The sequence below is a fragment of the Ureibacillus xyleni genome, assembly GCF_900217795.1.
Lineage (GTDB): Bacteria > Bacillota > Bacilli > Bacillales_A > Planococcaceae > Ureibacillus > Ureibacillus xyleni.
In genome coordinates, this window is sequence record NZ_OBMQ01000002.1 from 299,932 (window position 1) to 326,928 (window position 26,997).

Consider the following 26,997-nt stretch of genomic DNA (forward strand, 5'->3'; position numbering starts at 1 on the left):
TATGTCGGAATCTAAAGTACGTGATCAATTAAATCGACCAATGACAGACCTACGCATCTCTGTAACTGATCGCTGTAACTTTCGATGTACATATTGCATGCCTAAAGAAATTTTTGGGGATGACTATGCGTTTTTACCAAAATCAGAACTGTTAACATTTGAGGAGTTAGAAAGGCTCGCCAATATATTTGCCCAATTAGGGGTAAAAAAAATTCGTCTTACTGGTGGCGAGCCACTGATGCGTTCTAACCTGCATTTATTAATCGAAAAGTTAACAACGATAGAAGGTATTAAAGATATCGCATTAACGACTAATGGTGTGCTATTAAAGAAATACGCAAAAAAATTGAAACAAGCTGGTTTATTGAGAATTAATGTTAGTTTGGATGCGTTGGATGAAAAGTTATTTGGGCTCATCAATGGCAGAGGGATTCAACCATCCGTGCCATTAGAAGGTATACAAATAGCTAAAAATTTAGGATTTGAAGTGAAAGTGAATATGGTCGTTGAAAAAGGGGTAAATGAATCAGAAATTTTACCAATGGCTGCGTTGTTTAAAGAACGACAAATTCCTCTAAGATTCATCGAGTTTATGGATGTTGGCAATGATAACAGCTGGAGTTTTAAAAAAGTGATGACAAAACAAGAAATATTACAAGTCTTGCAACAAAAATATGACTTAGAACCTGTGGAGTTTGATTATTTTGGTGAAGTAGCAAAGAAATTTCGCTATAAAGGGACGAATATCCAAGTAGGGTTTATTACATCTGTTTCTGAATCGTTTTGTTCAACTTGTACAAGGGCTCGACTCTCCTCGGATGGGAAATTTTATACATGTTTATTTGCCTCAAATGGTTTTGATCTCAAATCACTAATTCGAAGTGGTGCTACTGATGATGAATTGCGGAATGAAATCATAAATGTTTGGGAAAATCGAAAAGATCGCTATTCAGATGAACGAACAGAGCAAACGACGAAAAATCGAAAAAAAATAGATATGTCCTATATTGGAGGATAAAATCGGAAGGAAGATAATATTGCCAGGACCAGCACTAAATCAATTGCATGCTCATCGTGCCATACATGATGGAGCACAATCAGGAGCAATCGAATATACAGACTTAATGATTCAAATATGGAAAAGCGAAAAGAAAGAAGATGCGAACAAAGCGGCAACTCTTTTACTAGATTATTGGGAAACACGCATCATAAGCCATGCAGATGCTGAAGAGTCAGGGTTCTATCAGAAAAAAGCTGAGAACAACGAAGAACTCGTTGATGCCGTAAAGTCATTAAAACGTGACCACGAAATTTTACGAATAATCGTTAAAGATATTCGCGACATTCTACAAAAAGATGGATTAAATGATTTGGCAATTCAAAAGTTTTATGCATTGCTCACTGTAAACGAAATCCATAGTCGTGAAGAGGAACGATTGTTGTTTTAACTATAGTAAAAGGGCTACTATTCAGCTAGTAGCCCTATTTGTATGTTATTTTAATACGTCATGATCAACGTAGCGTTCGCCATTTAATTCACTAATTAAATTAATCGCTACTTTTGCGCCATCACCAGCAGTAATGATTGTATGTACGCTTACACCTGCACAAGTTCCTGCTGCCCAAATGCCTTTTACATTTGTTTTACCTGTTGCATCAACATCAAAAATTGTTTTCACTCGTGGTTCTGTTCCATCTTTTGTAGCAAGACCAATACTTTGTGCTAAATCAGTTAAGAAACCCGTTGCTAAAATAATTTGTTTTGCTTCAAATTTGCCATTTTCAGTAGTGATTGTAAAACCATCTTCTGTTTTAGCAATTGCTGTAACTTTTGTTTCAACAACTTCCGCGCCGAATTTTTTTGCTTGGTTAAGTCCAGTTTCAACCAGATTAGGACCCGTAATTTCTTCAACCCCATAGTGATTCCATAGCTTTGCACGTTTTGTAACGCCTTGATTACTATCAATGATAATTGTTTTTTTACCAGCTTTTGCAGTGTAAATTGCGGCACTACCTCCAGCAGGCCCCCCACCAATAATTGCAACTTCAAACATATCAAACTACCTCCCTTATTTCGATATACTAAAATTCTATCAAAAAGTTGGTAATGTGACTAAAAAAAGGATTTTGAATTGTGTATAATTTCTGCATCTTGAATCACACTAAATTAAAGGAGTGTGTTTAAATGAATAAAGATTGGGATTCATTACCAAGTGAGAAAAAGGCATTTGCAGACTTACCTTATACCGACAAACCCGATATGGTGAACTCGGAAAATATTAGCCTTTTTGATATGCACGAAGATATGCAAACTGTCGATGCAATTCCAGTAGAAGAATTAAATAAGCGTGTAAAAACTGAAGATGATGAGCTAATTACTGAAGTTTTTCGTAAAGAATCACCAGATGAAAAAAAACATAGTTGAAGTGAGAATACTAACAAAGTCTTAATTGTAAGATTTTTGTTAGTATTTTTTACTATATATTTACTTAATTTTACATAAAACTTAATGTTTTCTCTAAGTTTTTATATTAAAATGAAGTATTATGTGTATCTTTAATTAGGAGGAATCCCCATGTTCGGTAAAAGTAGAAGGCTCCAAAATTACGAATATTTCTCTCACTCCAATCACTCTGACATTGAAACAAACGAACGTTTCAAAGAAAAACTAGATTTTCTAACTCTCACTAAAATTCGTCGCGACTCTGTTCGTTGTTTATCCGAAATTTATAATGAAAACCGCGAAAATATTTTAGATATGTTCTACAAAAAGTTATTAGACATTCCCCAGTTTAATAGTATTATCAATGAATATTCTTCCGTTGAGCGGTTGAAAGTAACGTTAAATAAACATTTTTTAAGTTTATTCGAAGACGATTTATCGATTGAATATGTATTTAAGCGTAGAAAAATTGCCTATACCCATGCAAGAATTGGTGTGTTACCAAACTGGATGATTTCAGCATATGCACTGCTCAATCAGCTATTCATTCCTCTTATTGTGAAAAAACTCATTCGTGATGAAGTAAAAATGTTAGATGTGCTCTTAACTTACGATAGTTTAGTAACAATTGACATTCAAATTATTACTGAGACTTATATTGAAATTCAAGGTGGTTCTGTAGTTAACGGACTTGGAGAAATCATTAAATATAATACACAACTCGACCAAATTAAAGAGCTGGTACAATTCCAAGAAGTCCAACAACAAGATGTTCTATTGGCAAGTGACGCCATGCAGGAACTGGATGCGAGTATCGAAGAAATTGCAGCATCAGTAGGGGATATTGCAAATCATACCCAACATGCATTAAAAGCGTTAAATAAAGATTTAGATTCTTTACAACATGTAACAACAATCCTGCAAAAAACAGATGACGGTCAACAAAAGGTCCAACAAGATGTAAAGCGTCTGGTAGAACGTGTGGATAGTGTTGCAAAGTTAATGAATTTAATCCGAGAAATTGCGGATCAAACAAATTTATTAGCATTAAATGCATCCATTGAAGCGGCAAGAGCGGGAGAAGCAGGAAAAGGCTTTGCTGTTGTTGCAGAAGAAGTTCGAAAATTGGCTGATGATACAAAGAATTCGGTTCAATCAATTAATGAGGATATTGAAGAATTATTAAAAATTACAGGTGATATTGATCATCAAATTAAACAATCTTCCCATGAACTTCATGGTAGTGTAAATAATGCATCCCATGTCACTCAAACTTTGTCAGAATTAAATAAAGCGTTACAAGTACAAGGAGAACGATTTGATGAAATTGCTACAACAGCGAAGATACAAGCAGAATCTTCCTCAGCGATTTCAGAGCGAAATAAAAATATTGCCGAAAGTGCTCAGCAAAGTAAAGAAATTACTTTTCAAGTTGGATCAGCAATATATAAGTTAAGTAAAATGATAGATGAGTATCGTACAACAACAATTTCTAAAAACTTTATCATTAGCCAAGAAGATATTATTGAAGTAGCAATAACAGATCATCTTTTGTGGAGATGGAAAATTTATAATCTATTATTAGGTTTTGAGAAAATGTCTATCCAAGATATTGGTTCACCTCAACAATCAAGATTAGGTGAATGGTATTATGGAAAAGGGAAAGAAATACTTGGTAAAGAGAGAGTTTTCCGAGAATTAGAAGAACCTCATAAGTTAGTGTATGATATTGCAAAAAAAGCGGTACAAGCCTATGAGAGTGGAAATAAAGAGCAAGCAGAGCATTACTTAAGCGAAGTATCCCGAGTATCGAACATTGTCATAAATAAACTTAAAGAATTACAACAATTGTTAGTTGATAGAAAGCTTCAATATAGTTAATCATTGTATAGGAACTTGTTTAGAATTTCATATCTAAGCAAGTTTTTTCTTTTGTGTACATAAAATACTTACTGGCTGTATATTTTGCTTTTTAATAGATTATTGATTGTTAATAGTTGGCTCGTTATAATAGTGATATAATTTGTCAGAAAATTCTATAATCTGAACAAAGGAGGGGTAGGATGGGGATAGATTTTTTAACCAATGAACATCAAATGTTTCGAAAATCTTTACGTAAAATGCTTGAAAAAGAGGCAATCCCTTACTTCGATGAATGGGAACAAAATAGAGAAATCCCTAAAGAGTTCTGGTTAAAGCTAGGGGAAAATGGATTTTTGTGTCCACAAGTCAGTGAACAATATGGTGGTTTACAACTTGATTTTGGGTATTCCATGATTTTAGCTGAAGAGCTTGAGAGGGTTGGTGCTGGATTAGCAAGTGGTATCGTATTACATTCCGATATTGTTATCCCTTATATCGAAAGTTACGGGACCCAAGAGCAAAAGGATAAGTGGCTGCCTAAAAGTGTGAGCGGCGAGTACATTTCTGCCATTGCCATGACCGAGCCTGGTGCGGGTTCAGACTTAGCGGGAATACAAACAACAGCTCGGCGTGAAGGGGATTATTATATTTTAAATGGGGAAAAAACGTTTATTACAAATGGCATTCATGCGAATTATGTTGTTGTTGTTTGTAAAACAAATCCTAAAGCCAGCCCTGCCTATAGAGGAATTAGTTTAATTGTTGTTGAAGATGGAACGCCAGGCTTTAAACGGGGGAAACAGTTAAAAAAAATCGGCATGCATTCAGCAGATACAGGAGAGCTTATTTTTGAAGATGCAAAAGTTCCAGCAAGTCATCTGTTAGGTGAAGAAGGAAAAGGGTTCTATTACTTAATGGACAAGTTACAGCAAGAACGCCTAATCGTTGCAATTGAAGTGCAAATTGAAGCAGAGGAAATGTTCCGAATTACGATGGATTATGTTAAGGAGCGTAAAGCGTTTAACAGGAAAATTTCGGATTTCCAAAATACACAATTTAAACTTGCAGAAATGGCAACAGAAATTGATATTGGTCGAACTTATGTTAACTCACTTGTTGCTAAACATATCAAAGGCGAAAACATTGTGAAGGAAGTATCCATGGCAAAATGGTGGATTAGCGAAATGGCGAAACGTGTGGCAACTGAATGTCTGCAGCTTCATGGTGGCTACGGTTACATGGAAGAATACGAGATTGCTAGACGCTTTAGAGATATTCCTGTTGCGGCAATTTACGCAGGAACTACTGAGATTATGAAAGGAATTATTGCAAAAGAAATTCTAAAATAACGCATGAATTCATAAAACACATAGAGATCATGTTCACTAAATTCTAGGGGGATTTTAAATGTTCATTACAAATGTGTTAAGGCAACATGCAATGAGTAATCCAGATTCACTAGCTGTTCAATTTAAGGAGCGTAGCTGGACGTACAGTGAGCTATATAAAAATGCACAAAAAATCGCAAGTTACTTACTGCAGCAAGGATATCAAAAGGGAGACATTGTTGCACAGTTTATGGGGAATTCCGATTATTTTTTAGCCGTTTATTATGGAGTTCAATTAGCTGGGTTAACCTGTATGCCTGTAAATACGAAACTAGCACCACCTGAAGTAGAATATATTTTCACACACTCAGAAGCGAAAGTTTTGTTTTACGATGAGAAAATTCAACAAACAATTGAAAACTCAAAGTATGCTTTTGAAGAGAAAATTAGTGTTGGACAAGTTAGAGAGCTTTTGAAAAATGATGGAGCCTATGTAAAACTGCCATCCTTAAAAGAAAGTGATACAGCAGTTGTTATGTATACATCCGGGACAACAGGTAAACCAAAAGGCGTCATGTTAAGCCATCAAAATATTTTTGAGACAGCAGAAATCTGGTCTGGCTCCATGAAGATGACGAGAAATGATCGTATGTATATTTGTACACCATTATTCCATTGTGCAGGAAGCCATGTATTTGCAGTTCCGACGATATATAAAGGTGGAGCTGTCATTATTGAAGAGGCATTTTCACCAGATCGAACGCTGAAAAATTTATTAGATACAGAGGCTACAATATTCTTTGGTGTACCTGCCATGTATACGATATTACTAAACAAACCTGAATTGAAACATTACCATTTTGAACATTTAAGATTACTATGCTATGGTGCAGCACCTATGCCTTATGAATTAGTAAAACAGTTAAAAGATACGTTCCCTAAAGTGAAAGTGCAAAATCTTTATGGTCAGACAGAAAACACACCGGCTGCTTCTTCATTAACAGATGAACATGCTTTAATAAAAATTGGTTCTGTAGGGCGTCCATTAGCTCGAACTGAAATTAAATTAGTGGATAGCTATGGTGAAGAAGTGCCTATAGGAGAAGTTGGCGAAATTTGTGTAAAAGGGCCACAAGTGATGAAAGGTTATTTGCGCAACCCTGAAGAAACAGCCAGTACATTGCAAAATGGCTGGTTATATTCAGGAGATTTAGGTCGTTTTGATGAAGAAGGATTTTTATATATAGTGGACCGCAAGAAAGACATGATTAATCGTGGTGGAGAAAATATATACCCGATTGAAGTGGAAGAAGTTTTGTACCAAGTTCCACAAATTTTAGAAGCAGCAGTTGTAGGGGTGCCCCATGAAGTGTATGGGGAAGTTCCAAAGGCATTTGTTGTAATAAAAGAAGGCGAAGCAATTTCTGCAGATGAAATTTTAGCTTACTGTCAAACACAACTGGCAAAATATAAAGTACCTCAAGAGATTGAGTTTATAGAGCAATTACCAAGGAATGCTTCAGGCAAAGTTCTAAAACATACATTACGTTCTAGTTTTGTAGAAAATCTTTAGTAAAAAAGGGGATTGTTTATGACAAATGTTTATATAGTAGATGGTGCAAGAACAGCTTTCACTTCTTTTGGAGGTTCTTTTGCAAGCCTAGATGCAGTTGAACTAGGGACAGTTACGGCAATCGAAGCGTTAAAGCGAGCAAACGTTGAACCTTCGCAAATAAATCACGTAATTTACGGTAGTGTGATTCATTCTGGGGTAAATGCTTCCTATTTAGCAAGGCATATTGGTTTAAAAGCTGGCATTCCGCAAGATGTTCCTGCACTTATTTTAAACCGGTTGTGTGGCTCGGGGTTACAATCCATCGTTACATCAGCTCAGCACATTTTGTTAGGTGAAGCTGATTTTATTCTAGCAGGTGGAGCAGAGAATATGTCCCAATCGCCTTTTGCAAATTTTGAACAACGATTTAACGGACAAAAGCTTGGAAATCTTCAATTTGTTGATATGTTACAAGCCACTCTTACAGACAAGTATACTGGTTCAGGAATGGGCATGACGGCAGAGAAATTAGCAGAACAATACAATATTTCTCGTGAGGAACAAGATGAGTTTGCTGTACAATCTCATCAAAGAGCTGCTCATGCTAGAGAAGTAGGATATTTTAAGGAAGAAATTGTACCAGTTTACGTGAAAACTAGAAAAGGTGAAGTGGCCATTGAAGTAGATGAACATATTAAAGAAAATACAACAACAGAAATTTTATCTAAACTTCGACCAGCCTTTAAAAAAGATGGTTCGGTTACTGCCGGGAATGCATCCGGCATAAATGATGGGGCAGCTTCAGTAGTTTTAGCAAGTGAGAGGGCTGTGCAGGAAAATAAATTGAAACCAATTGCTCGTATTATTTCTTGGGGTGTAGCAGGAGTTGATCCTACAATTATGGGGATTGGCCCAGTTCCTGCAATTAAACAAGCATTAGAGCGAGCTAATTTATCCCTATCAGATATGGATTTAGTTGAAGTGAATGAAGCTTTTTCTGCTCAATTTTTAGCAGTGGAAAAAGAACTTGGCTTAAACCGTGAAATAACGAATGTAAACGGTGGAGCCATTGCACTTGGTCATCCTGTTGGGACAAGTGGAACTCGTCTAGCATTGTCGACTTCTTACGAGTTAAAACGCCGAGGTGGAAAGTATGCAGTGATAAGTCTTTGTATCGGTGGTGGTCAAGGAATCGCAATGGTCATTGAATCTTTATAAGAGTTGATTTAAAAGCTGGCGTATTTAGCCGGCTTTTTATTATAGACAAGCAAATAAAGTCTTCAATTATGTAGCTCTATATTTGTTCAGGCTCAGAAAATTTAGTAACGTATGCTTATTAACTTGTGAAAAAAATGTGTTAAACTATTCCTTATACTAAACATTAAAGTGAGCTGAAACACAATGGAACAACCATTTTTACCAATATTATTAGGTTCTGATATGAACGCATACGGAATGGCCCGAGCATTTTATGAAGCATATGGTTTAAAACCCCTCGTATTAGGACGCTCGCATTTAACGGCTACTCAAGATAGTCGAATCCTACATTTCCAAGAAATAAAAAACTTAAATCAACAGGAAGTATTTGTCCCAGCTCTTGAAAAGGTGGCAAAACAATACCCTGATAAAAAATTATTACTTCTCGCATGTGGTGATGATTATGCGAAGTTAATAATTAAAAATAAACCGGCATTACAACAATACTTTACAGTTCCATATATTGATGAATCGTTAATGGATCAAATTTTATTAAAAGAAAACTTCTATAAAATGTGTGAAAAATATCATTTCAAATACCCTGGTACAACAACTGTTACTGCGGATAATTACGAAGATTTTACACCACCCTTTGATTACCCAATCATCTTAAAAGCTTCAAACTCAGTAGCATATTGGGCATGTTCTTTCCCAGGCAAAAAGAAAGTTTTCGTTGCCCATGATGAAGCAGAAAAGTCGGCTATTTTAAAAGCCATTTATGCATCGACTTATCAAGATACGATGATTGTGCAAGAGTTCATCCCTGGCGATGATTCTTACATGCGTGTATTAAATGCGTACGTAGGAAAAGACGGGAAAGTAAAGTTAATGTGTTTAGGTAACCCAATTTTAGAGGAACATTCACCTGAAGGCATTGGAAGTTATGCGGCTATTATTACAACGCATGATGAAAAATTAATGGATCAGGTGCGTTTCTTCTTAGAAGATATCGGTTACACAGGCTTTGCCAACTTTGATATGAAGTACGACGCTCGTGATGGTGAGTACAAGCTATTTGAAATCAACCTACGTAACGGTCGTTCAAGTTATTTTGTTACTGCAGCAGGTTACAACTTAATGAAATACGTAGCAGATGACCATATGTTAAATATCAAGCAAGATTTAACTTATGGTGACAATCGCCACTTGTGGATGATTATTCCTAAAGGGGTTTTATTCAAATACGCTTCAAACGAAAAAATGAAAATTGAAGCAAAAAGTTTAATTCGCCAAGGCAAATGGACGAATTCTTTATATTTTAAACAAGACATGAATTTTAAACGATGGGTAAAACTAACGTTAAACAACTTAAACTATTATCGAAAATATAAAAAATACTTTAATAAAAAAGGTCTAGAAGAATGAGAAAAACTTTAGGTATTATTGGCGGTGTAGGTCCATTAGCAACCATGTTTATCGGCGAAATGATTGTTCGACGTACTCTTGCATCAAAAGATCAAGAACACGTTCATACAATAATCGATAATGACACAACCATCCCTGATCGAACGGAATACATTTTAGATAATACAAAGGAAGATCCCGTTCCATACTTAATTCATGACGCGAAAAAACTGGCAAATGCCGGTGCCGACTTAATCTGTATCCCTTGTAATACTGCCCATACTTTTTATGAGGAATTGCAATCAGGTTCTCCTGTTCCTGTTCTTCATATGATTCGGGAAACTGCAAAACGCGCATCTTCCTTAGGGGCAAAGCGTGTAGGAATCTTAGCAACAGACGGGACAGTTACTTCGGGCGTTTATCAACAAGCACTAATTGAAGAAAACATTGAACCAGTACTCCCTAATAGTGAAACTCAAAAAACTGTAATGTCCGTTATTTATGATTATGTAAAAGCGGGAAGGGAAGTTTCATTAAAGGAATGGCAGCCCATTGAAGAAGCGATAAGTAAGCTAGATTGTGATAAAGTGATTTTAGGTTGTACAGAACTATCAATCATTAACAAAGAGTTGAAATTAAGTAATCACTACATCGATTCGCTCATTGTTCTTGCAGAAAGTGCGATAGTGGCATGTGGTTATGAATTAAATAATCCTATTAAAGTTTAGTGCCTGCCTAAAATTTAGGCGGGTTTTTTATGTGGCGAAGTTTCCATAGAAATTCCACTATGTAAAATCGTGTAATTTCATTAAATTATGGTAAACTAAACGCAAGTAACTAAAGGTGGGTATAAAATGTCTGTTATAAATTTATTAAACGAAACATTACAAAATAAATGGAAATTTGAAACAACAATGAAAGTGCAAGATGAAATGATTCCTGCGATGCTTGAAGGCAAGGATGTTGTTGCCGAATCACCGACAGGATCTGGAAAAACATTAGCATATGTACTGCCGATTTTAAATAAAGTAAATGGGAGCAAAAAACAAATTCAAGCTCTTATTGTTGCCCCTTCCCAAGAATTAGCAATGCAAATTGTAGAAGTGATTCGTGAATGGACTTCCGGGACGGATATTACAGTGCAGCAATTAATTGGTGGTGCCAACTCAGCACGTCAAATTGAAAAATTGAAAAAGAAACCAACGATAGTTGTTGGGACTCCTGGTCGATTAAATGAACTAGCAAAAGCAAACAAGTTAAAACTAAAAGAAATCGAAACAATCGTTCTGGATGAATGTGATCAGCTTTTAAGTCGTGAATACCGTGTAATCGTGAAATCCTTTATTGAAGGTGCAGCTTACGGTCGTCAAGTGGTAGTAGTCTCTGCAACGATTACAGAGGAAATAAAACTTGTTGCGAGCCGATTGATGTTTGAACCAGTTCAAATTAGCATTAAACCTGAAGATATGGTGCAAGTAGGAAAAGTGGTACATTCATTCATTAAAGTAGATGAACGGGATAAAACCGATATGCTACGTAGACTTGCTCATATTGAAGGCTTGCGCGGTTTAGCATTTGTTAACAATATCGACCAAGTATTAATGAAGGAATCGAAGTTAAAATACAAAGACGCAAAAGTTGTCACATTGCATTCTGATATGAAAAAAGAAGAACGTAAAAAAGCGTTAGATGCCTTTCGTAAAGGTGAATCAACCATTCTCATTGCGACAGATATTGCAGCACGTGGATTAGACATTGAAGGCTTAACGCATGTTATTCATGTTGATGCTCCACATACAATTGAACAATATACGCATCGTTCAGGCCGTACTGGTCGCGCCGGTGCAGATGGTGAAGTATTAACACTCCTTTCGTATAGAGATGAAAAAACATATAAAAAATTAACGCGTGAGATGGGTGTAAAAACAGTTCAAAAAGTGTGGAATCAAGGAAAATTAGTTGAAGGAAATTCAAAAACGGTTTCACAAAAGAGAGGGAAATAAGATGACGTTTGAAGAAAAGCTAGAACAATACGCTGAACTTGCGGTAAAAGTTGGAGCTAATATACAAAAAGGTCAATACTTATTAATCAATACATCAACAGATACTCTAGAATTTACTCGAATTGTCGTTAAAAAGGCTTATGAAGCAGGTGCTGGGAGAGTTCAGGTTAACTTAACTGACCCAGTATTTACTCGTGCTTTTTATGAATTAGGTAGTGATGATGAATTTAGCAAGTACCCAAAGTGGATTGTTGCTCAACGTGATGAATTAATTGAACGCAAAGGTGCTCTTTTATGGATTGATGCGGAAGATCCAGACCTTTTAGCAGGCATTCCAAGTTCACGAATCTCTGCACAAACAAAGGCGGCTGGAGAAGCATTAGTCCGGTATCGTAAGGCAGTAATGAATGATGATATTGCTTGGTCTATTATTGCTGTTCCATCAGCTAAATGGGCTGCGAAAGTTTTCCCTGATTTACCTGAAAATGAACAAGTGGCTGCACTATGGGAAGCGATTTTCCAAACTGTTCGTATTGGTGATGGAGATGCAGTGGAGAATTGGCGTAACCATGTAGCGAATCTAGAAAGCCGTGCAAAACAATTGAATGACAAGAAATATGCTAAATTACACTATAAAGCTCCTGGAACAGATTTAACGATTGAATTACCGGAAAAACATATTTGGGTTTCAGGGAGCAGCAAAACTCCAGAAGGTACTACGTTTATTGCCAATATGCCGACAGAAGAAGTATTTACATTACCTTGTAAGTATGGTGTAAATGGAGTTGTTCGCAATACAAAACCATTAGTATACCAAGGCAACATTATTGATGGATTCTCACTCACTTTTGAAAAGGGTAAAATTATAAAAGCTGAGGCAGAGGTAGGAAATGATTTGCTACAAGAATTGGTTGCTAATGACGAGGGATCAGCTTACTTAGGGGAAGTGGCGCTTGTTCCACACGAGTCCCCAATTTCGAATTCTGGCATTCTTTATTTCAACACTTTGTTTGACGAAAATGCTTCAAACCATTTAGCCATTGGAGAAGCATATCCTACTTGCTTTGAAGGTGGTCGCGAACTACAGGAAGGCCAGTTAGAAGCACTTGGTATTAACGTATCCATTACCCACGAAGACTTTATGATTGGTAGCGCGGAGATGGATATAGACGGAATTTTAGCAGACGGAACAGTAGAACCGATTTTCCGTAAAGGGAACTGGGCGTTTTAATATTGATATCGTAACCCATCACGAATTTGTGTTGGGTTTTTTTGTTTAGATGTAAAAAGCAAATAACTCACCAAGAAAAGCAAATAAACCTTATTATATAGCAAATAACGAATATTTGTTCGTGCTTCAAGTCGAAAAATGTTATAATGGAGAAAATTATTTGGGAGGGTGTTGTATTTGAAAATATTTCATACTGCTGATTGGCATTTAGGAAAGCTAGTACAAGGTGTTTATATGACAGAAGATCAACGCCATGTTCTGCAACAATTTTTACAAGCTATTGATGAAGAGCAGCCAGATGTCGTTATCATTGCTGGGGATTTATATGACCGTTCACTTCCACCAGTAGATGCAGTAAATTTATTGGATGACATACTAGCTGAAATTGTACTAAAACGCAAAGTCCCTGTACTAAGTATTGCAGGTAACCATGATAGCCCTACTCGATTACAATTTGGAAGCAAGCTTATGAAAGAAAGCGGATTACATATTGCTGGGGAACTGCATGCAGGCTTGCAACCAATCGTGTTAAATGATCAATTTGGAGAAGTTCATTTCCACCTAGTTCCATTTGTAGAACCATCAACTGTTAAGCATATATTTGAAGACGACTCCATTAACACTTATGATGACGCAATGCGGAAAATTATTGAAAAGATTGAGGACAAAATGGACAAGTCAAAACGCCATGTGTTCATTGGACATGCATTTATTACACCCCATGGAGAAAGGGAAAACAATACAAGTGATTCAGAACGACCTCTAGCGATAGGGGGCTCTGAATGTGTTAGTGCACAATACTTCCAATCATTCCATTACACAGCGCTTGGGCATTTGCATAAAGCGCACTATGTATTAAACGAAACCATCCGTTATTCTGGCTCACCTTTAAAATACTCGTCTTCTGAAGCAAATCATGAAAAAGGATTTCTTATTGTCGATTTGGATCAGACAGGACAAGTATCCATTACAAAACGACCGTTCATTCCAAGAAGAGATTTACGTATAATTGAAGGATCAATACAAGAAATTTTAAAACATGAAATCAGCGAAGATTACGTATTTGTGCGTTTAACGGATCTAACACCAGTTGTAGGTGCAATGGAGCAAATCCGTACAGTCTATCCAAACGCTATGCATGTTGAACGAAAGGTATTGCAGAAAGTAGAAAGTACTGAAAATGGCGAGTTGGTTCGTCGTGAGCAAATGGACGATCTAAGTTTGTTCAATGCGTTTTATAAAGAAATTGCAGGAAGCGAGCCTACTGAAATACAACTACAGCTGTTTGAAGAAGTGCTTCAAGACATGTTATCAGAAGAACGTGAATCAAATGAGGTGGTCTTAAAATGAAGCCAATTAAATTAACGATGCGTGCTTTTGGACCTTATAAAAATGAAGAGGTTATTGACTTTCGAGAGCTAAAAGATAATCGACTCTTTGTTATTTCAGGATCAACAGGAGCGGGAAAAACAACGATATTTGATGGGATTTGTTTTGCTTTATACGGCTATGGTAGTGGTCAGGATCGAAAAGACACGAAAATGCTTCGAAGTGATTTTGCTGATAACAATGTTCATACGGCAGTTGAACTAGTTTTTGAAATTCATAATAAAACATATCGTGTATTGCGTCAGCTTTCCCACGTGAAAGAAGGTCGTAAAAATGCAACAGGTGAAAAATACGAGTTGTTCGAAATTCAAAATGAACAAGAAGTACCAGTTGTCGAACGCCAAAGAGTGACAGATATTAATAAAAAACTTGAAGAAATTATTGGGCTTTCTTATGACCAGTTCAATCAAATCGTCATGTTACCACAAGGAGAGTTCCGTAAACTTTTAACTTCTCAATCTGATAATAAAGAAGAGATTTTAAGAAAAATCTTTAAAACGAACCGATATGGCGAAATGGCGCAGAAGCTTGAAGAGAAGAAAAAACAAGCTGAACAAAAGCTAAATGAATCTCGAGCATTAAAAAATAGTATCATTGCTCAAATTTCAGGAGCGTTACCAAAACGTGAATCATTGTTATTTTCAATGTTAGATCAACATTCGAACATTTATCAACTTCGAGATGGCTTAGATGAGGAAATCAAATATTATCAGGAAAAGATGATAGAGGACCAAAAGTTATATGAAGCCGCCTTGAGTAAATATAACGAAAAGTACGAACTGTTTATTGCAAACAAAGCAATGAATGATCGCATTGATGCTTATGAAAAGAAACGGTTCAAACTACATGAGATGGAGCAGCAAAAGCCGCACTTTGACCAAATGAAAACGGATTACGAAGCTGCAATTCGTGCTAGTAAAATCGAACCGTTAGACAAACAATGCCATGAATTAAACGATGAAAAACAACTACAACAACGTCGTCTAGAACAAGTAACTGAGCGATTAAAACAAGCTCAAATTGATCTTTTTAATGCAAAGGAAGCATATGAACAAGAGCTAGCAAAACAAGGCGAACGTGATGTTGCAACTCAACAAGTGATTGAGTTGGAAAAATTACTTCCTCTATATGAGCAAATTGAAAAACAAACACAAATTGTACAATCTATAACAAATGAGTATAATTTGGCAAAATCTAATTTTCAACAAGCAGAGAAACAACTTGAAGAAAAACGACAACAAATATTACTCTTGAACGATCAAATGGAGCAGCTTGAAGGTAAAGTCTTAAATTTAAATGAAACACTGGAACAACAACGCTATTTGCGTGAAGTAGTGCAAATTTATGCTAAATATAACGAACACTCATCAATTCAAAATCGTTTAACAGAGCAATACAAGATGATTTCGGCGGAGTATGAAAATGCTAGACAATTGTATAATGAGGAAGAAACAAAATGGTTAAGTAACCAAGCTGCTATCTTAGCTGCAAATTTAGTACCTGGCTCACCTTGCCCTGTTTGTGGAAGCACAGATCACCAAACAGTAAATCGTGAACACATCAGTCTTATCGATGAACAAGCATTAAAAAATTTAAAAGCACAACTTACTCAAATTGAGCAAAAGAAATACGATGCCCAAGTGAATGTAAACGCAAGCAAAATGCAAATAAAACAATATGAAGAATCTTTACAAAACTTACGAGCGCCGATTCATGAGCAAGAACAATTCAATCAACAATTCCATGAAGTTAACGCGCGGGTTGAACAATTACAAAAAGATGCTGAAACTCTCTTAAACTATAAAAAACAGTTGAAACAATACCAGACTTCGAACGAACAACTAGATGAAAATCGCAAACGGCTTGAACAAAGTTATCAAATGATCAATGAACAGCTAGTCCAACAACGTACAATTTTAGAGCAGCAACGTCTATCCATTCCAGGTCATTTACAACAACTTTCTCAACTACAACAAGCACTTAAAGTAGCAAAAGAACATAGAGATGCATTACTACAACAATGGGAACTTGTACAAAAAAATCTTCAAGCTGTTGAAAAATCTGTTGTATCCAATAACGAGGCTTACAATCAAATAAAACACCAACTAGAACATTTAGAAGAGAAATTAAAAATTGCAAAAGTGCAGCTACTTGAAACAATTAACGTTAATGGATTTGAAAGTTACTCGCAATTTAAAGCTGCAATTCGTTCTGAACAGGAAATTCAACAACTTCAAGAGCGCCATTTAGCCTTTGCAAATGAACTTCATTCGTTAACAAATCAAGTGCAAGAAGAGCGTCAACAATTAAAGGGGATTGTAAAGGTAGACTTATCTCTAGCTCAAGAACAATTAACACAATTAAAAGGGAGCTATGAAAATGCTTTGCAAACTCTTAATTTTACAAAAGATTATGAACGGCATGCAATTGATTTCTCAGACCGGCTTGATCGCGTAGCTGTTGAAATCCATCATTTAGAAGAAGTATCGGCTCAAATTATTGATTTGTATAATTTACTTCGTGGCCAAAATAGTAAAAAAATCTCCTTTGAACGTTATGTACAAATGGGTTACTTGGAGCAAATAACAGAAGCTGCTAATATCCGATTGAAGAATTTATCAAACGGCCAGTATTATTTACAATGTTCAGATCGCCAAGAATCTCATGGCCGTCAAAGTGGACTTAGTCTTGATGTATATGATACGTACACGGGACAATCCCGGGACGTGAAATCGCTCTCTGGAGGCGAGAAATTTAACGCTTCACTATGTCTTGCTTTAGGGATGGCAGATGTGATACAAAGCTTCCAGGGAAGTGTGCAAATTGATACGATGTTTATCGATGAAGGATTTGGTTCGTTAGATGAAGAATCACTCATGAAAGCTATCGATACGTTGATTGACCTTCAAAAATCAGGAAGAATGATTGGGGTAATTTCACACGTTAATGAATTAAAAGCGGCTATGCCAGCTATCTTACAAGTGGAGAAATTGAAAGAAGGCTATAGTAGAACGAAAATTACGCTAAAATAAGGAAAATCTGCACTTCCTCTTCAAAAGGGAGTGCAGATTTTTTAGGATTTTAAAACTTTTACTGCCTGAATCAAATTCCAAATCATCAAGATTACTGTAATAAGGAAATAAAGTGCCATAAAAGCAAATAATATTATGACGAATCCATTCATTGTGTCTGCGCTATAAACGCTGAAAACACCCAAAAGTCCAAATAGCCCCAGTAGCATTCCGATAGCAACAGGAATTAGATGGGAAATAAAAGCCCGTTTAGCATGATATTTCACCTCATCGTTATTTACAACAAAATAGACGATTAAAGGCAGCAAAAAAGGTGCAAATAATAAACTAATATAACAAAGAGCTGAAATGATCTTATTATTATCCATTAAACTCTCTCCTTACTTCCAATATAATACATATACGGATTTTTATTCAGAATAGTTTCAAATAAATAAAATCTAGTTGAAAAATAAAAAGTTTCTGATAAAATGAGATTGTTCAAACAATTAAACAAGATGTATTACCACAAGGGGAGCTGATGAAGTCAGCTGAGATTGTGCACGGATTGCACTAACTCTTTGAACCTGTAAGTTAGCACTTGCGTAGGGATGTGGATAGAAACCGAACCCATACATGGCGTCAGGATCTGTCCTGAGGTCATTTTTTTGCTTTTAGTATGAACTATAAGCATAGGGAGAAACTATATAACGATTTCTATTCCTTCTCAAATGTTCTACATCGGAATAAAAGAGAGGAGACTTGTTATGAACAAATCAAAATTACTAATGCTTGTGGAAATTGCTATCTTTGCAGCAATCGGTTTAGTATTAGACAAAATTTCTTTTTCACTTTGGGCACAAGGCGGTTCAATCAGCTTTGTAATGTTACCAATTTTAATCATCGCTGTTCGCTGGGGACTTTCTGCTGGACTAGTCACAGGGCTATTAGTAGGTATTTTACAAATGGCTTTAGGAGCGTATATTCTTCACTGGGCACAAGCATTACTCGACTATGTTGTAGCATTTACAGTAGTAGGCTTAGCAGGATTATTCCGTCACCAAATTCTTGAAGCAGCAAAAAACTTAAATAAGAAAAAAATTAGTTTATATATTATTATGGGCATTGTAGTTGGTGGGCTACTACGTTATGCTGCCCATTCAATCGCAGGTGCCGTTTTCTTTGCAGAGTACGCAGGCGATCAAAATGTTTGGGTATACACGCTCGTATATAATGGCTCTTATATGATTCCAGCTATTATTTTGACGGCAATTGTTGGTTCGTTCATTTTTACTTCTGCCCCACGTTTATTAAAATCAGCAATATAAAATTTTGAGAAAAGTCGATTTGTATTAATGCAAATTGGCTTTTTATTTTTTATTATTAAGATTTACTACTGTTTTTGAGGCACACTAAGGCTCGTGCCGCTCCAAACTCAAATGAACGACAAAATGCCCATGCAATTGTCGTAATAATGTAATAGAAAATCAGCAGAAAACAAAAAACCTTAGTTAGTTCCTCTTATCACTAACTTAATTATAAAATACACTTTGAAAACGGCAATGAACGAACAATACCTTGGGAATATGATATAGTATATAGAGAAATGATATAGGGAAGGATCGTAAACGATGATAGTTAAGACAAGTGAAGAATTAGAAGCGTTAAAAAAAATCGGACGTATTTGTGCGGAAATCCGTGATACGATGAAAGCAGCTACGAAACCTGGAGTTACTACAAAAGAATTGGATGAAATTGCAGGTCGTATGTTCGCGGAAAAGGGAGCCATCTCTGGACCAAAAGGCGAATATGATTTCCCAGGATATACATGTATTAGTGTAAATCATGAAGTGGCTCATGGAATTCCTGGAGACCGCGTTATTAAAGAAGGGGATCTTGTTAACATTGATGTATCAGGATCTTTAGATGGTTATTTTGCTGATACGGGCATTTCCTTTGTTGTAGGAGATGGTTACGTAGAAAAGGAAAAACTTTGTACTGTGGCAAAGTCAGCCTTCGATCGTGCAATGACAAAAGTTAAAGCAGGTTCGAAACTAAATCAAATCGGTAAAGCTGTGGAGCGTGAAGCAAGAGATCATGGCTTAACAGTAATTATGAACTTAACAGGACATGGTGTTGGACGAGCTTTACATGAAAAACCAGATCACGTACTGAACTATTATGATGCGTGGGACACAACGATTTTAAAAGATGGTATGGTTTTAGCAGTTGAGCCTTTCATTTCTGAAAAAGCAGAACATATTGTGGAATCCGGTGATGGTTGGACATTTATTACACCAGACAAATCTTTAGTTGCACAGATTGAACATACTATCGTTGTAACAAAGGATAAACCAATTATACTTACACAAGTAGAAGAATAAATATCCAGAAACCCTAATTACTCAAAATAAAAAATCCTGTACGCTTTATCATTTTAAGCGCGCAGGATTTTTTTTCATAAAAAATATGCCAACAACCATTACACCACTCAAGAAAAGTGCGGCAGTTGAAACTAATAATTCATCAAAGCCGTTTTCAATAGCAATACCAACGTAGCACCAAATAAAGACAATCGGAAAAATAATATCGTAATAGTGATAACGTAAATGTAGTGCAATAGCAGCACCGACTGTCATCACAATAACTGCCCATAAAGCATTACTTAAACCAAAGCCTTCCCATCCGTTATATACTAATATGTAACAAAACTTTAAAATAAATAAGTAGGTTGACCAACTAAAATAAAGTGTAATTGGTATTCTTAAATTTAACATTTCTTTTTTTAAAGGATATGTTAAATATAAAGCAAACATAATGATTAATTGAATGACAGATAAAATTAATGATTGCAAGAACCGTTCATGGTGCCAGCTGAAAAGAGAACTGATTTGGCATATTATTACGCATAAAAATAATATAGTTTGACGATTTGTTAAAGACTTTTCAGTAGTACGCAATGACCAATATTTATTTGCCCATAGGAAAAGAATTATGAACACAATAAACCATAGGAAGTAAACGTAATTTGCAGGTGCAAATAAAATAGGTAAACGATTAAAAATGTCAATTGTTGATTTCCCATTAAACTCTTGCCAATATGCATTAAAAGTAAAGAGCATAGCAGCAATTAGGGAACACGTGATGATGATTAATCGACTCATATATTCCTCTCCTCTCTATAAAATTATATACATATAAAATGTTTTGAACAACAAATACCAATAACATACAAATTTTTGTAAAATAAAAGAAACGAAAAAGGAGCAAATCTTATGAAAACAATTGACCAACTTGATTTAAGTGCAACACTTGAGAAAAAGGAATATAAAAAGAAATTAAAGAAACTCCAATTTGAAATGTTAAATATTCAACAGTTCTTATATAATAACAAAATTGGACTTATTCTTGCATTTGAAGGTATGGATGCAGCAGGCAAAGGTGGGGCGATTAAGCGTTTAACACAAAGACTTGATCCAAGGGGAATTATTGTACATCCTATTTCTGCTCCTCAACAACATGAAAAAAGATATCATTATTTACATCGTTTTTGGCGTAAATTGCCTCAACATGGCCAAATCGCGATATTTGATCGTTCTTGGTATGGTCGGGTTTTAGTAGAGAGAATAGAAGGGTTTGCTACGGAAGAAGAGTGGACAAGGGCATATGGCGAAATTAACTCCTTCGAAAAAACGTTAACCGATGAAAATTATATTATTATTAAATTTTGGATTCATGTAGATCAAGAAGAACAGCTGAATCGCTTTAAAGAACGTGAAACGAACCCTTATAAAATTTGGAAATTGACGGATGAGGATTGGCGCAACCGTGAGAAGTTTGAAGACTATATCGATTGTGCGAACGATATGTTTAAGTTAACGGATACAGATAATGCGCCTTGGAAATTAATTTCTGGAAATAATAAGCATTATGCGCGCATACAAGTATTAAAAGAAACGATTAAACAAATTGAAAAGGAAGCTGACAAAAGAGGTTTAACTATCACATATACTGGTAAAGAAAATAATGAGAATATGAATAAACAACAAGAAATTGTCAACAATGGGGAAATTCAGTAAACCTAGTAGTGATAAAATAATTAGAAGGGCATAGGGCTATTATGGTAAAAAAAATTCTAAATTTATTACATAAAAAGGGTGATCATGTGGTAAGGCTAGAGGGGGAACGTTTGTTATTAAGAACTTTTATGGAGTCTGATGCACGTAGTTTAGCAGAACTTATGCGGAATAATAGGAAGTTCTGGGCAATTCATGAACCAATGCATGAAGATGATTTTTACACAGAAGAAGCACAGTTCAAAAAGATTTTAGAAGGCATCCATTTGCTACGTGCAAATAGAGAATATTCTTTTGGTATTTACCCAAAAGGGAGTAACCACTTAATTGGTCATATATCGCTATACGCCATCAAAAGATTACCTTATAATAGTGCATTTATTGGCTACTCTGTAGATGAAAGGTATACAAGAAAAGGAATTGCTACAGAAGCAGTAAATGAAGTCGTTAAATTTGGGTTCAATGTAGTAAAATTACATCGAATTGAAGCCTATGTGTCACCTAAAAATTATGGCTCTATCAAAGTACTAGAAAATGCTGATTTTGTTCGAGAAGGATTATTGAGGGAACTATTATATATTAATGGTTCATGGGAAGATCATTTTCTTTATTCATTATTACGTGAAGATTGCAGATCTTTATAAAAAAACTGGTCTCTCTAAAGTGAGAGACCGGTTTTTTTACTATTCTGTAATTTCAGATGATAAATAGGCGTTTCCGTCAGAAAGTAAATCAAGTTTTCCAGTGCCTGGGTCCATTACTAGGCCGTGTACTGGAGTTGATTTTGGCATAAGTGGATGATTACGGATAATTTCAACACTTTTTAAGACACTTGTTGAAACATCTCCAAATCCATGTAACCAATCAATTAAATCAACACCTGAATATTTCACAATATTGATGATATCTTCGTTTACACCACGTTCAATCATATGATCAATCATTTTCTCAGGGTCAATTGCACTCATACCGCAATCATGGTGACCAATGACATAAATTTCATCTGCACGTAATTCATACACTGCCACAAGTAAACTACGCATTACTGCTCCGAATGGGTGACTAACTTGGGCACCAGCACTTTTTACAATTTTTGCATCGCCATTGCGCATGTTCATTGCTTTCGGTAATAGCTCTACTAAGCGAGCATCCATACATGTTAAAATTACTATTTTTTTGTCAGGAAATTTTGATGTTATATATGGTTCGTACTGTTTAAATTTCACAAAAGATTCGTTAAAACTTAAGATTTCGTTTAATGATGATTCCATAAATTATTTCAACCCCTTCTTAAACTATATTAAAACATTATATACAAAAAATGTCGACAAGACTCGAGTATGAGTTTGCCGACATTTAAAATTATAGCTTTTGAGTTGGTTTTGGGTCAATTTTCACAGAAGAATGTGAATCTAATCCCATGCGTAAATATTGAATGAACATGTACACACTAAGGCATAAAAGTGATAAAAAACCAATAACTGTAGTTAAAAATAAGCCCATCTGTAAAGACTCCTTTCATATTTAAACAAGTGTCATTAACACCTATTATACTATATCTATTTTTTTAATTGTAGCCTAATTGGAAAATAATCTTGTCAATATAAAGTAGGAATGTATTATGTTATTTATCATTAATATTCCCTACAGTTCACATTATAAATGAAAAACTATATTCGTTTCAATATAATCATAATGTTATTTTTGGAAGGAAAAAGTAATTAATTTCATCGAAAATTAGCTAAAGTCTTTATATAATATAGTAAAATGTAAAAATAATTAATAGTTTGTCGAAAATAATAGTAGGAGAAAATTTGGAGGTACGTATATGGATATATCAACTATTGTCGGGGTTGTACTCGGTCTTATTGCCGTGTTTTTAGGGATGTTTATTAAAGGTGCTGATATGGCTGTTTTAATTAACCCTGCAGCATTTTTAATCATTATTTTAGGTACTATCACTTCCGTTACGATTGGTTTCCCTATGAAAGAACTAAAAAGGGTGCCAAAACTTTTTAAAATTGTTTTTACAGAAAGAAAGCTTACTAGTGATATTGAAATTATTAAAATGTTTTCAACTTGGGCAGATTTAGCGCGTCGTGAAGGATTACTTGCTCTAGAAGGGAAAGCGGCAGAAGTAGAAGACCCATTTTTAAAAAATGGATTAACTTTAGCTATTGATGGTCAAAACGCCGATTACATACGTGATGTATTAACTGAAGAAGTAGAAGCAATGGAAGCGCGTCACAATGTTGGTTCTCAAATCTTTTCGCAAGCAGGTACATATGCGCCAACCTTAGGGGTACTTGGTGCGGTAGTTGGGCTTATGGCAGCCTTAAAGGATATGAATGATATTAATGCATTAGGACATGCGATTACTGCAGCATTCGTTGCAACATTACTTGGTATTTTTACAGGTTATGTGTTATGGCATCCATTCGCAAACAAATTAAAACGTAAATCAGCAGAAGAAGTAAATCAGAAAAATTTAATGATTGAAGGAATTTTATCAGTATTAGAAGGGGAAGCACCACGCGTTATCGAACAAAAATTAGCCTCATATTTATCTATGGACGAGCGCCGTCAAATATTTAATGAAAGCGGGGCGGGTGGTCTTGGCAAAGAAAGCTAAAAAGAAAAAGCATGATGGACATATTGATGAGTCCTGGCTTTTACCTTATTCCGATTTAATGACACTCTTACTAGCCCTATTTATTGTGTTGTTTGCATCAAGCTCGATTGATCAAGAAAAATTAAATAAAATGTCTGCAGTTTTTAATGAAATTTTTGATGGTGGTGCGGGCTTTATGGACCAGACTTCCATGCTAGAAAGCCCAACAGCGACAACACCTGGATTATCGGAAGAAGAAGCAGCATATATTCAAGATCAAAGAGAACTTCGAGCAATTCAAAACCGTGTTGACAACTTTATCGCTGTGAATGAACTTGAAGATACTTTTGAAACAAAAATGACAGAAGAAGGATTGTTAATTACAATTCGCGATAGTATTTTATTTGACCCAGGTAAAGCAGATGTGAAAGCAGATTATTTAGCGATTGCTGACGAATTAGGGTCATTATTAAAAATGGATCCAGCGCGTTACATTGTGGTAACAGGACATACAGATAACGTTCCACAAAATGGAGGGGAATTTGCTTCAAACTGGGAGCTTTCTGTAATGCGTGCTGTAAACATACTAGAGCTATTAGTTTCTAGTAATCCTGAACTAGATCCGAAGTATTTTAGCGCACAAGGTTATGGTGAATATTATCCAATCGCTTCAAATGAGACAGCAGAAGGAAGAGCACAAAACCGTCGAGTTGAAGTATTAATCCAACAATTAGTTGATGAAGTACAAACAAAAAGTGAATAAATAGAAAAGAATGAGTGAAACTAAAATCACTCATTTTTTTTGACTTTACGCAAACAAAAGTTTATACTATAAACAAATGTTTGTTGGAGGTGATTTTGATGAATGATAAAGAACAGCTTGTCCTTCAAACGATAAAGAAAAACCCGTATCTATCACAAAACGAAATGGCAAATCAATTAAATATGTCACGGCCAAATTTAGCGAATATTATTTCTGGTCTTATTAAAAAAGGTGAAATCATTGGCAGAGCTTATGTATTGCCTGAAGAAAATGAAATTATTGCAATCGGTGGTGCCAATGTTGATCGCAAATTCCATATCGATGGCAAGGTCCAATACGGTACTTCAAACCCAGCAAATGTAACAGAAAGTGTGGGTGGAGTTGCTCGTAATATTGCTGAAAACTTAGGCAGATTAGGGAATGCTGTAAAACTCATTACAACATTCGGACAAGACCAAGATGCCAATACGATTCAACAAGTAAGTAATGGGTTTATTAACTTTGATTTATCAGAAAATTTACCTGACCGAAAAACAGGTTCTTATAATGCAATATTAGATACTTCTGGAGAGCTTGTCCTTGCAATGGCTGATATGGGGATTTATGATTTACTACTACCAAATTTGCTGATGAAACATGAAGCAGCAATCATCAACGCTAAATGTATCATTGTAGATTTAAATTGCCCGAAAGAAACATTACTATATTTGCAAAACATCGCAACGAAAAGAAATACTCCATTTATTATCGTTCCAGTTTCCTCACCTAAAATGAAAAATATGCCTAATGATTTAAAAGGTGTTACTTATTTTATTTGCAATCGTGATGAAGGTGAAATGTACTTAAATATTAAGATTGAAAATGAAGATGATTGTAAAAATGCAATTCAACTTCTCCTTGAACAAGGTGCAGAAAATGTTGTTGTAACTTTAGGAAGTCAAGGGGTTATTGCAGGTAATAAAAATGCAACTAAACATTTTCCCGCTTTTAAAGTAAATAAAATTGAAGATGTGACAGGTGCAGGAGATGCATTTGTAAGTGCAGTGATTCATGGTGTATTACATGGGGAAGAATTCTTTGACTCAGTGCAATTTGGACTATACAATTCCGCGAAAACGTTAGAATCAGATAAGACTGTTAGACAAAATCTATCAATTAATGAATTAGAAAAATGGAGGAGTTTATAATGGAAAAATATTTATCATATTCAAAAGAAGTATTAGAAGCAAAGGAAAAAGGATTACCAATCGTAGCTTTGGAATCAACTATTATTTCCCATGGAATGCCATATCCTCAAAATGTACAAACAGCTAGAGAAGTGGAAGATATTATTCGTAGTAAAGGAGCCGTTCCTGCAACGATTGCATTAATCGATGGGAAAATTAAAATAGGTCTTTCTGATGAAGAGTTAGAAATGTTCGGAAATGCTCAAGATGTGGCAAAAACTTCTCGACGCGATTTCGGATACCTTCTAGCATCGAAAAAATTAGGAGCGACTACAGTTGCTGCTACAATGATCGCTGCAGAATTAGCTGGAATTGAACTGTTCGTTACAGGTGGAATTGGTGGTGTACACCGTGGAGCAGAGCAAACGATGGATATTTCAGCAGACTTAGAAGAGCTTGCTGGAACAAACGTAGCAGTAGTATGTGCTGGGGCGAAATCAATTTTAGATCTTGGACTAACATTAGAATATTTAGAAACAAAAGGTGTACCAGTTGTTGGTTATGGTACAGATGTGTTACCTGCCTTTTATACGAGAGAAAGTGACTTCCGTTTAAACATTCGTGTCGATTCTCCTCAGGAAGTAGCAGACATGATGCGTGCAAAATGGGATTTAGGACTTCGTGGTGGCGCAGTAATTGCAAACCCAATTCCAGAAGAAGATGCAATGGAAGCAAGCTTTATTAATGGTATTATTGAGACAGCATTAAAAGAAGCAGAACAAAATGGTATCAAAGGTAAAGATGTAACACCATTTATGCTTGGAAAAGTAAAAGAGTTAACAGAAGGAAAATCTCTTGAAGCAAACATCGCCCTTGTAAAAAATAACGCAAGAATTGGGGCAGAAATTGCAATCGCGCTTAATCAAAATAAATAATAAAATGAAAACCCATTGATGA

At 35.5% G+C, this 26,997-nt stretch carries 26 protein-coding genes and 1 riboswitch; of the genes, 21 read left to right on the forward strand and 5 right to left on the reverse strand.

Annotated elements, in window-relative coordinates; genetic code table 11:
- Position 1: 1 nt before the first annotated feature.
- Positions 2 to 1,018 carry a GTP 3',8-cyclase MoaA gene (moaA, locus tag CRO00_RS05290; RefSeq protein WP_097072625.1) on the forward strand — a complete coding sequence of 339 codons (1,017 nt, stop codon included), beginning with the start codon at positions 2 to 4 and terminating at the stop codon, positions 1,016 to 1,018.
- A gap of 19 nt (positions 1,019 to 1,037) precedes the next feature.
- Complete coding sequence (locus tag CRO00_RS05295) at positions 1,038 to 1,448, forward strand: hypothetical protein (protein ID WP_097072626.1); 411 nt, start codon at positions 1,038 to 1,040, stop codon at positions 1,446 to 1,448.
- Positions 1,449 to 1,493: 45 nt separating this feature from the next.
- Here CRO00_RS05295 and CRO00_RS05300 read toward each other — a convergent pair whose 3' ends face one another.
- Positions 1,494 to 2,054 carry an FAD-dependent oxidoreductase gene (locus CRO00_RS05300; protein ID WP_097072627.1) on the reverse strand — a complete coding sequence of 187 codons (561 nt, stop codon included), beginning with the start codon at positions 2,052 to 2,054 and terminating at the stop codon, positions 1,494 to 1,496.
- 131 nt (positions 2,055 to 2,185) lie between these two features.
- Between CRO00_RS05300 and CRO00_RS05305 the strand changes: the two genes are divergently transcribed.
- From CRO00_RS05305 to CRO00_RS05355, 11 genes are all read left to right on the forward strand, one after another.
- On the forward strand, positions 2,186 to 2,425 hold the full coding sequence (locus tag CRO00_RS05305) for a hypothetical protein (RefSeq protein WP_097072628.1): 240 nt from the start codon (positions 2,186 to 2,188) through the stop codon (positions 2,423 to 2,425).
- Between the two features lie 150 nt (positions 2,426 to 2,575).
- Complete coding sequence (locus CRO00_RS05310) at positions 2,576 to 4,324, forward strand: methyl-accepting chemotaxis protein (RefSeq protein ID WP_097072629.1); 1,749 nt, start codon at positions 2,576 to 2,578, stop codon at positions 4,322 to 4,324.
- Positions 4,325 to 4,506: 182 nt separating this feature from the next.
- The gene (locus CRO00_RS05315) at positions 4,507 to 5,655 is read left to right on the forward strand and encodes an acyl-CoA dehydrogenase family protein (RefSeq protein WP_097072630.1); all 1,149 of its coding nucleotides are present in this window, start codon (positions 4,507 to 4,509) and stop codon (positions 5,653 to 5,655) included.
- A 58-nt stretch (positions 5,656 to 5,713) separates the two neighbouring features.
- Positions 5,714 to 7,207 (forward strand): class I adenylate-forming enzyme family protein, encoded by a 1,494-nt coding sequence (locus tag CRO00_RS05320; RefSeq protein ID WP_097072631.1) that lies wholly within the window; start codon positions 5,714 to 5,716, stop codon positions 7,205 to 7,207.
- Positions 7,208 to 7,225: 18 nt separating this feature from the next.
- The gene (locus CRO00_RS05325; protein WP_097072632.1) at positions 7,226 to 8,407 is read left to right on the forward strand and encodes an acetyl-CoA C-acetyltransferase; all 1,182 of its coding nucleotides are present in this window, start codon (positions 7,226 to 7,228) and stop codon (positions 8,405 to 8,407) included.
- A gap of 183 nt (positions 8,408 to 8,590) precedes the next feature.
- Positions 8,591 to 9,811, forward strand: coding sequence for a carboxylate--amine ligase (locus tag CRO00_RS05330; protein WP_097072633.1), 1,221 nt, complete (start codon positions 8,591 to 8,593; stop codon positions 9,809 to 9,811).
- Entirely contained in the window at positions 9,808 to 10,518 is a 711-nt protein-coding gene (gene cuyB / locus CRO00_RS05335) for a cysteate racemase (RefSeq protein WP_097072634.1), read from the forward strand. Before CRO00_RS05330 ends, cuyB begins: the two co-directional genes overlap by 4 nt.
- A gap of 126 nt (positions 10,519 to 10,644) precedes the next feature.
- Positions 10,645 to 11,793, forward strand: a complete 1,149-nt coding sequence (locus CRO00_RS05340) for a DEAD/DEAH box helicase (RefSeq protein ID WP_097072635.1) — start codon at positions 10,645 to 10,647, stop codon at positions 11,791 to 11,793.
- A gap of 1 nt (position 11,794) precedes the next feature.
- Positions 11,795 to 13,024, forward strand: coding sequence for an aminopeptidase (locus CRO00_RS05345; protein ID WP_097072636.1), 1,230 nt, complete (start codon positions 11,795 to 11,797; stop codon positions 13,022 to 13,024).
- Between the two features lie 177 nt (positions 13,025 to 13,201).
- The gene (locus CRO00_RS05350; protein ID WP_097072637.1) at positions 13,202 to 14,374 is read left to right on the forward strand and encodes an exonuclease SbcCD subunit D; all 1,173 of its coding nucleotides are present in this window, start codon (positions 13,202 to 13,204) and stop codon (positions 14,372 to 14,374) included.
- Positions 14,371 to 17,445, forward strand: a complete 3,075-nt coding sequence (locus tag CRO00_RS05355) for an AAA family ATPase (protein WP_097072638.1) — start codon at positions 14,371 to 14,373, stop codon at positions 17,443 to 17,445. The genes CRO00_RS05350 and CRO00_RS05355 overlap by 4 nt, the downstream gene beginning before the upstream one ends.
- A 41-nt stretch (positions 17,446 to 17,486) precedes the next feature.
- On the opposite strand, the gene CRO00_RS05360 is transcribed toward CRO00_RS05355, so the two are convergent.
- On the reverse strand, positions 17,487 to 17,813 hold the full coding sequence (locus CRO00_RS05360; RefSeq protein ID WP_097072639.1) for a magnetosome magnetite crystal formation protein family: 327 nt from the start codon (positions 17,811 to 17,813) through the stop codon (positions 17,487 to 17,489).
- 132 nt (positions 17,814 to 17,945) lie between these two features.
- Positions 17,946 to 18,053: riboswitch (TPP riboswitch) on the forward strand.
- Between the two features lie 138 nt (positions 18,054 to 18,191).
- Between CRO00_RS05360 and thiT the strand changes: the two genes are divergently transcribed.
- A complete protein-coding gene (thiT, locus tag CRO00_RS05365) occupies positions 18,192 to 18,752 on the forward strand; it encodes an energy-coupled thiamine transporter ThiT (protein WP_097072640.1) in 561 nt (186 codons plus the stop codon).
- 303 nt (positions 18,753 to 19,055) lie between these two features.
- The gene (gene map / locus CRO00_RS05370) at positions 19,056 to 19,808 is read left to right on the forward strand and encodes a type I methionyl aminopeptidase (RefSeq protein ID WP_097072641.1); all 753 of its coding nucleotides are present in this window, start codon (positions 19,056 to 19,058) and stop codon (positions 19,806 to 19,808) included.
- Between the two features lie 48 nt (positions 19,809 to 19,856).
- On the opposite strand, the gene CRO00_RS05375 is transcribed toward map, so the two are convergent.
- A complete protein-coding gene (locus CRO00_RS05375) occupies positions 19,857 to 20,588 on the reverse strand; it encodes a hypothetical protein (protein ID WP_097072642.1) in 732 nt (243 codons plus the stop codon).
- 111 nt (positions 20,589 to 20,699) lie between these two features.
- Between CRO00_RS05375 and CRO00_RS05380 the strand changes: the two genes are divergently transcribed.
- Together CRO00_RS05380 and CRO00_RS05385 are read left to right on the forward strand one after the other, a co-directional pair.
- Positions 20,700 to 21,503 (forward strand): polyphosphate kinase 2 family protein, encoded by an 804-nt coding sequence (locus CRO00_RS05380; protein ID WP_097072643.1) that lies wholly within the window; start codon positions 20,700 to 20,702, stop codon positions 21,501 to 21,503.
- A 41-nt stretch (positions 21,504 to 21,544) separates the two neighbouring features.
- Positions 21,545 to 22,144, forward strand: a complete 600-nt coding sequence (locus CRO00_RS05385; protein ID WP_202615623.1) for a GNAT family N-acetyltransferase — start codon at positions 21,545 to 21,547, stop codon at positions 22,142 to 22,144.
- Positions 22,145 to 22,183: 39 nt separating this feature from the next.
- Here the strand turns inward: CRO00_RS05385 and CRO00_RS05390 are convergent, their stop codons facing one another.
- Entirely contained in the window at positions 22,184 to 22,771 is a 588-nt protein-coding gene (locus CRO00_RS05390) for a beta-class carbonic anhydrase (protein ID WP_097072644.1), read from the reverse strand.
- 91 nt (positions 22,772 to 22,862) lie between these two features.
- The gene (locus CRO00_RS20265) at positions 22,863 to 23,003 is read right to left on the reverse strand and encodes a hypothetical protein (protein ID WP_202615624.1); all 141 of its coding nucleotides are present in this window, start codon (positions 23,001 to 23,003) and stop codon (positions 22,863 to 22,865) included.
- Between the two features lie 325 nt (positions 23,004 to 23,328).
- Between CRO00_RS20265 and motA the strand changes: the two genes are divergently transcribed.
- The 4 genes from motA to CRO00_RS05410 all read left to right on the forward strand — a co-directional run bounded on the left by motA (position 23,329) and on the right by CRO00_RS05410 (position 26,975).
- Positions 23,329 to 24,132 carry a flagellar motor stator protein MotA gene (motA, locus tag CRO00_RS05395; protein WP_097072645.1) on the forward strand — a complete coding sequence of 268 codons (804 nt, stop codon included), beginning with the start codon at positions 23,329 to 23,331 and terminating at the stop codon, positions 24,130 to 24,132.
- A complete protein-coding gene (motB, locus tag CRO00_RS05400; RefSeq protein ID WP_097072646.1) occupies positions 24,116 to 24,874 on the forward strand; it encodes a flagellar motor protein MotB in 759 nt (252 codons plus the stop codon). The genes motA and motB overlap by 17 nt, the downstream gene beginning before the upstream one ends.
- Before the next feature lie 98 nt (positions 24,875 to 24,972).
- Positions 24,973 to 26,061 (forward strand): carbohydrate kinase, encoded by a 1,089-nt coding sequence (locus CRO00_RS05405; RefSeq protein ID WP_097072647.1) that lies wholly within the window; start codon positions 24,973 to 24,975, stop codon positions 26,059 to 26,061.
- Positions 26,061 to 26,975 carry a pseudouridine-5'-phosphate glycosidase gene (locus tag CRO00_RS05410; RefSeq protein WP_097072648.1) on the forward strand — a complete coding sequence of 305 codons (915 nt, stop codon included), beginning with the start codon at positions 26,061 to 26,063 and terminating at the stop codon, positions 26,973 to 26,975. Before CRO00_RS05405 ends, CRO00_RS05410 begins: the two co-directional genes overlap by 1 nt.
- The last annotated feature ends 22 nt before the right edge of the window (positions 26,976 to 26,997 follow it).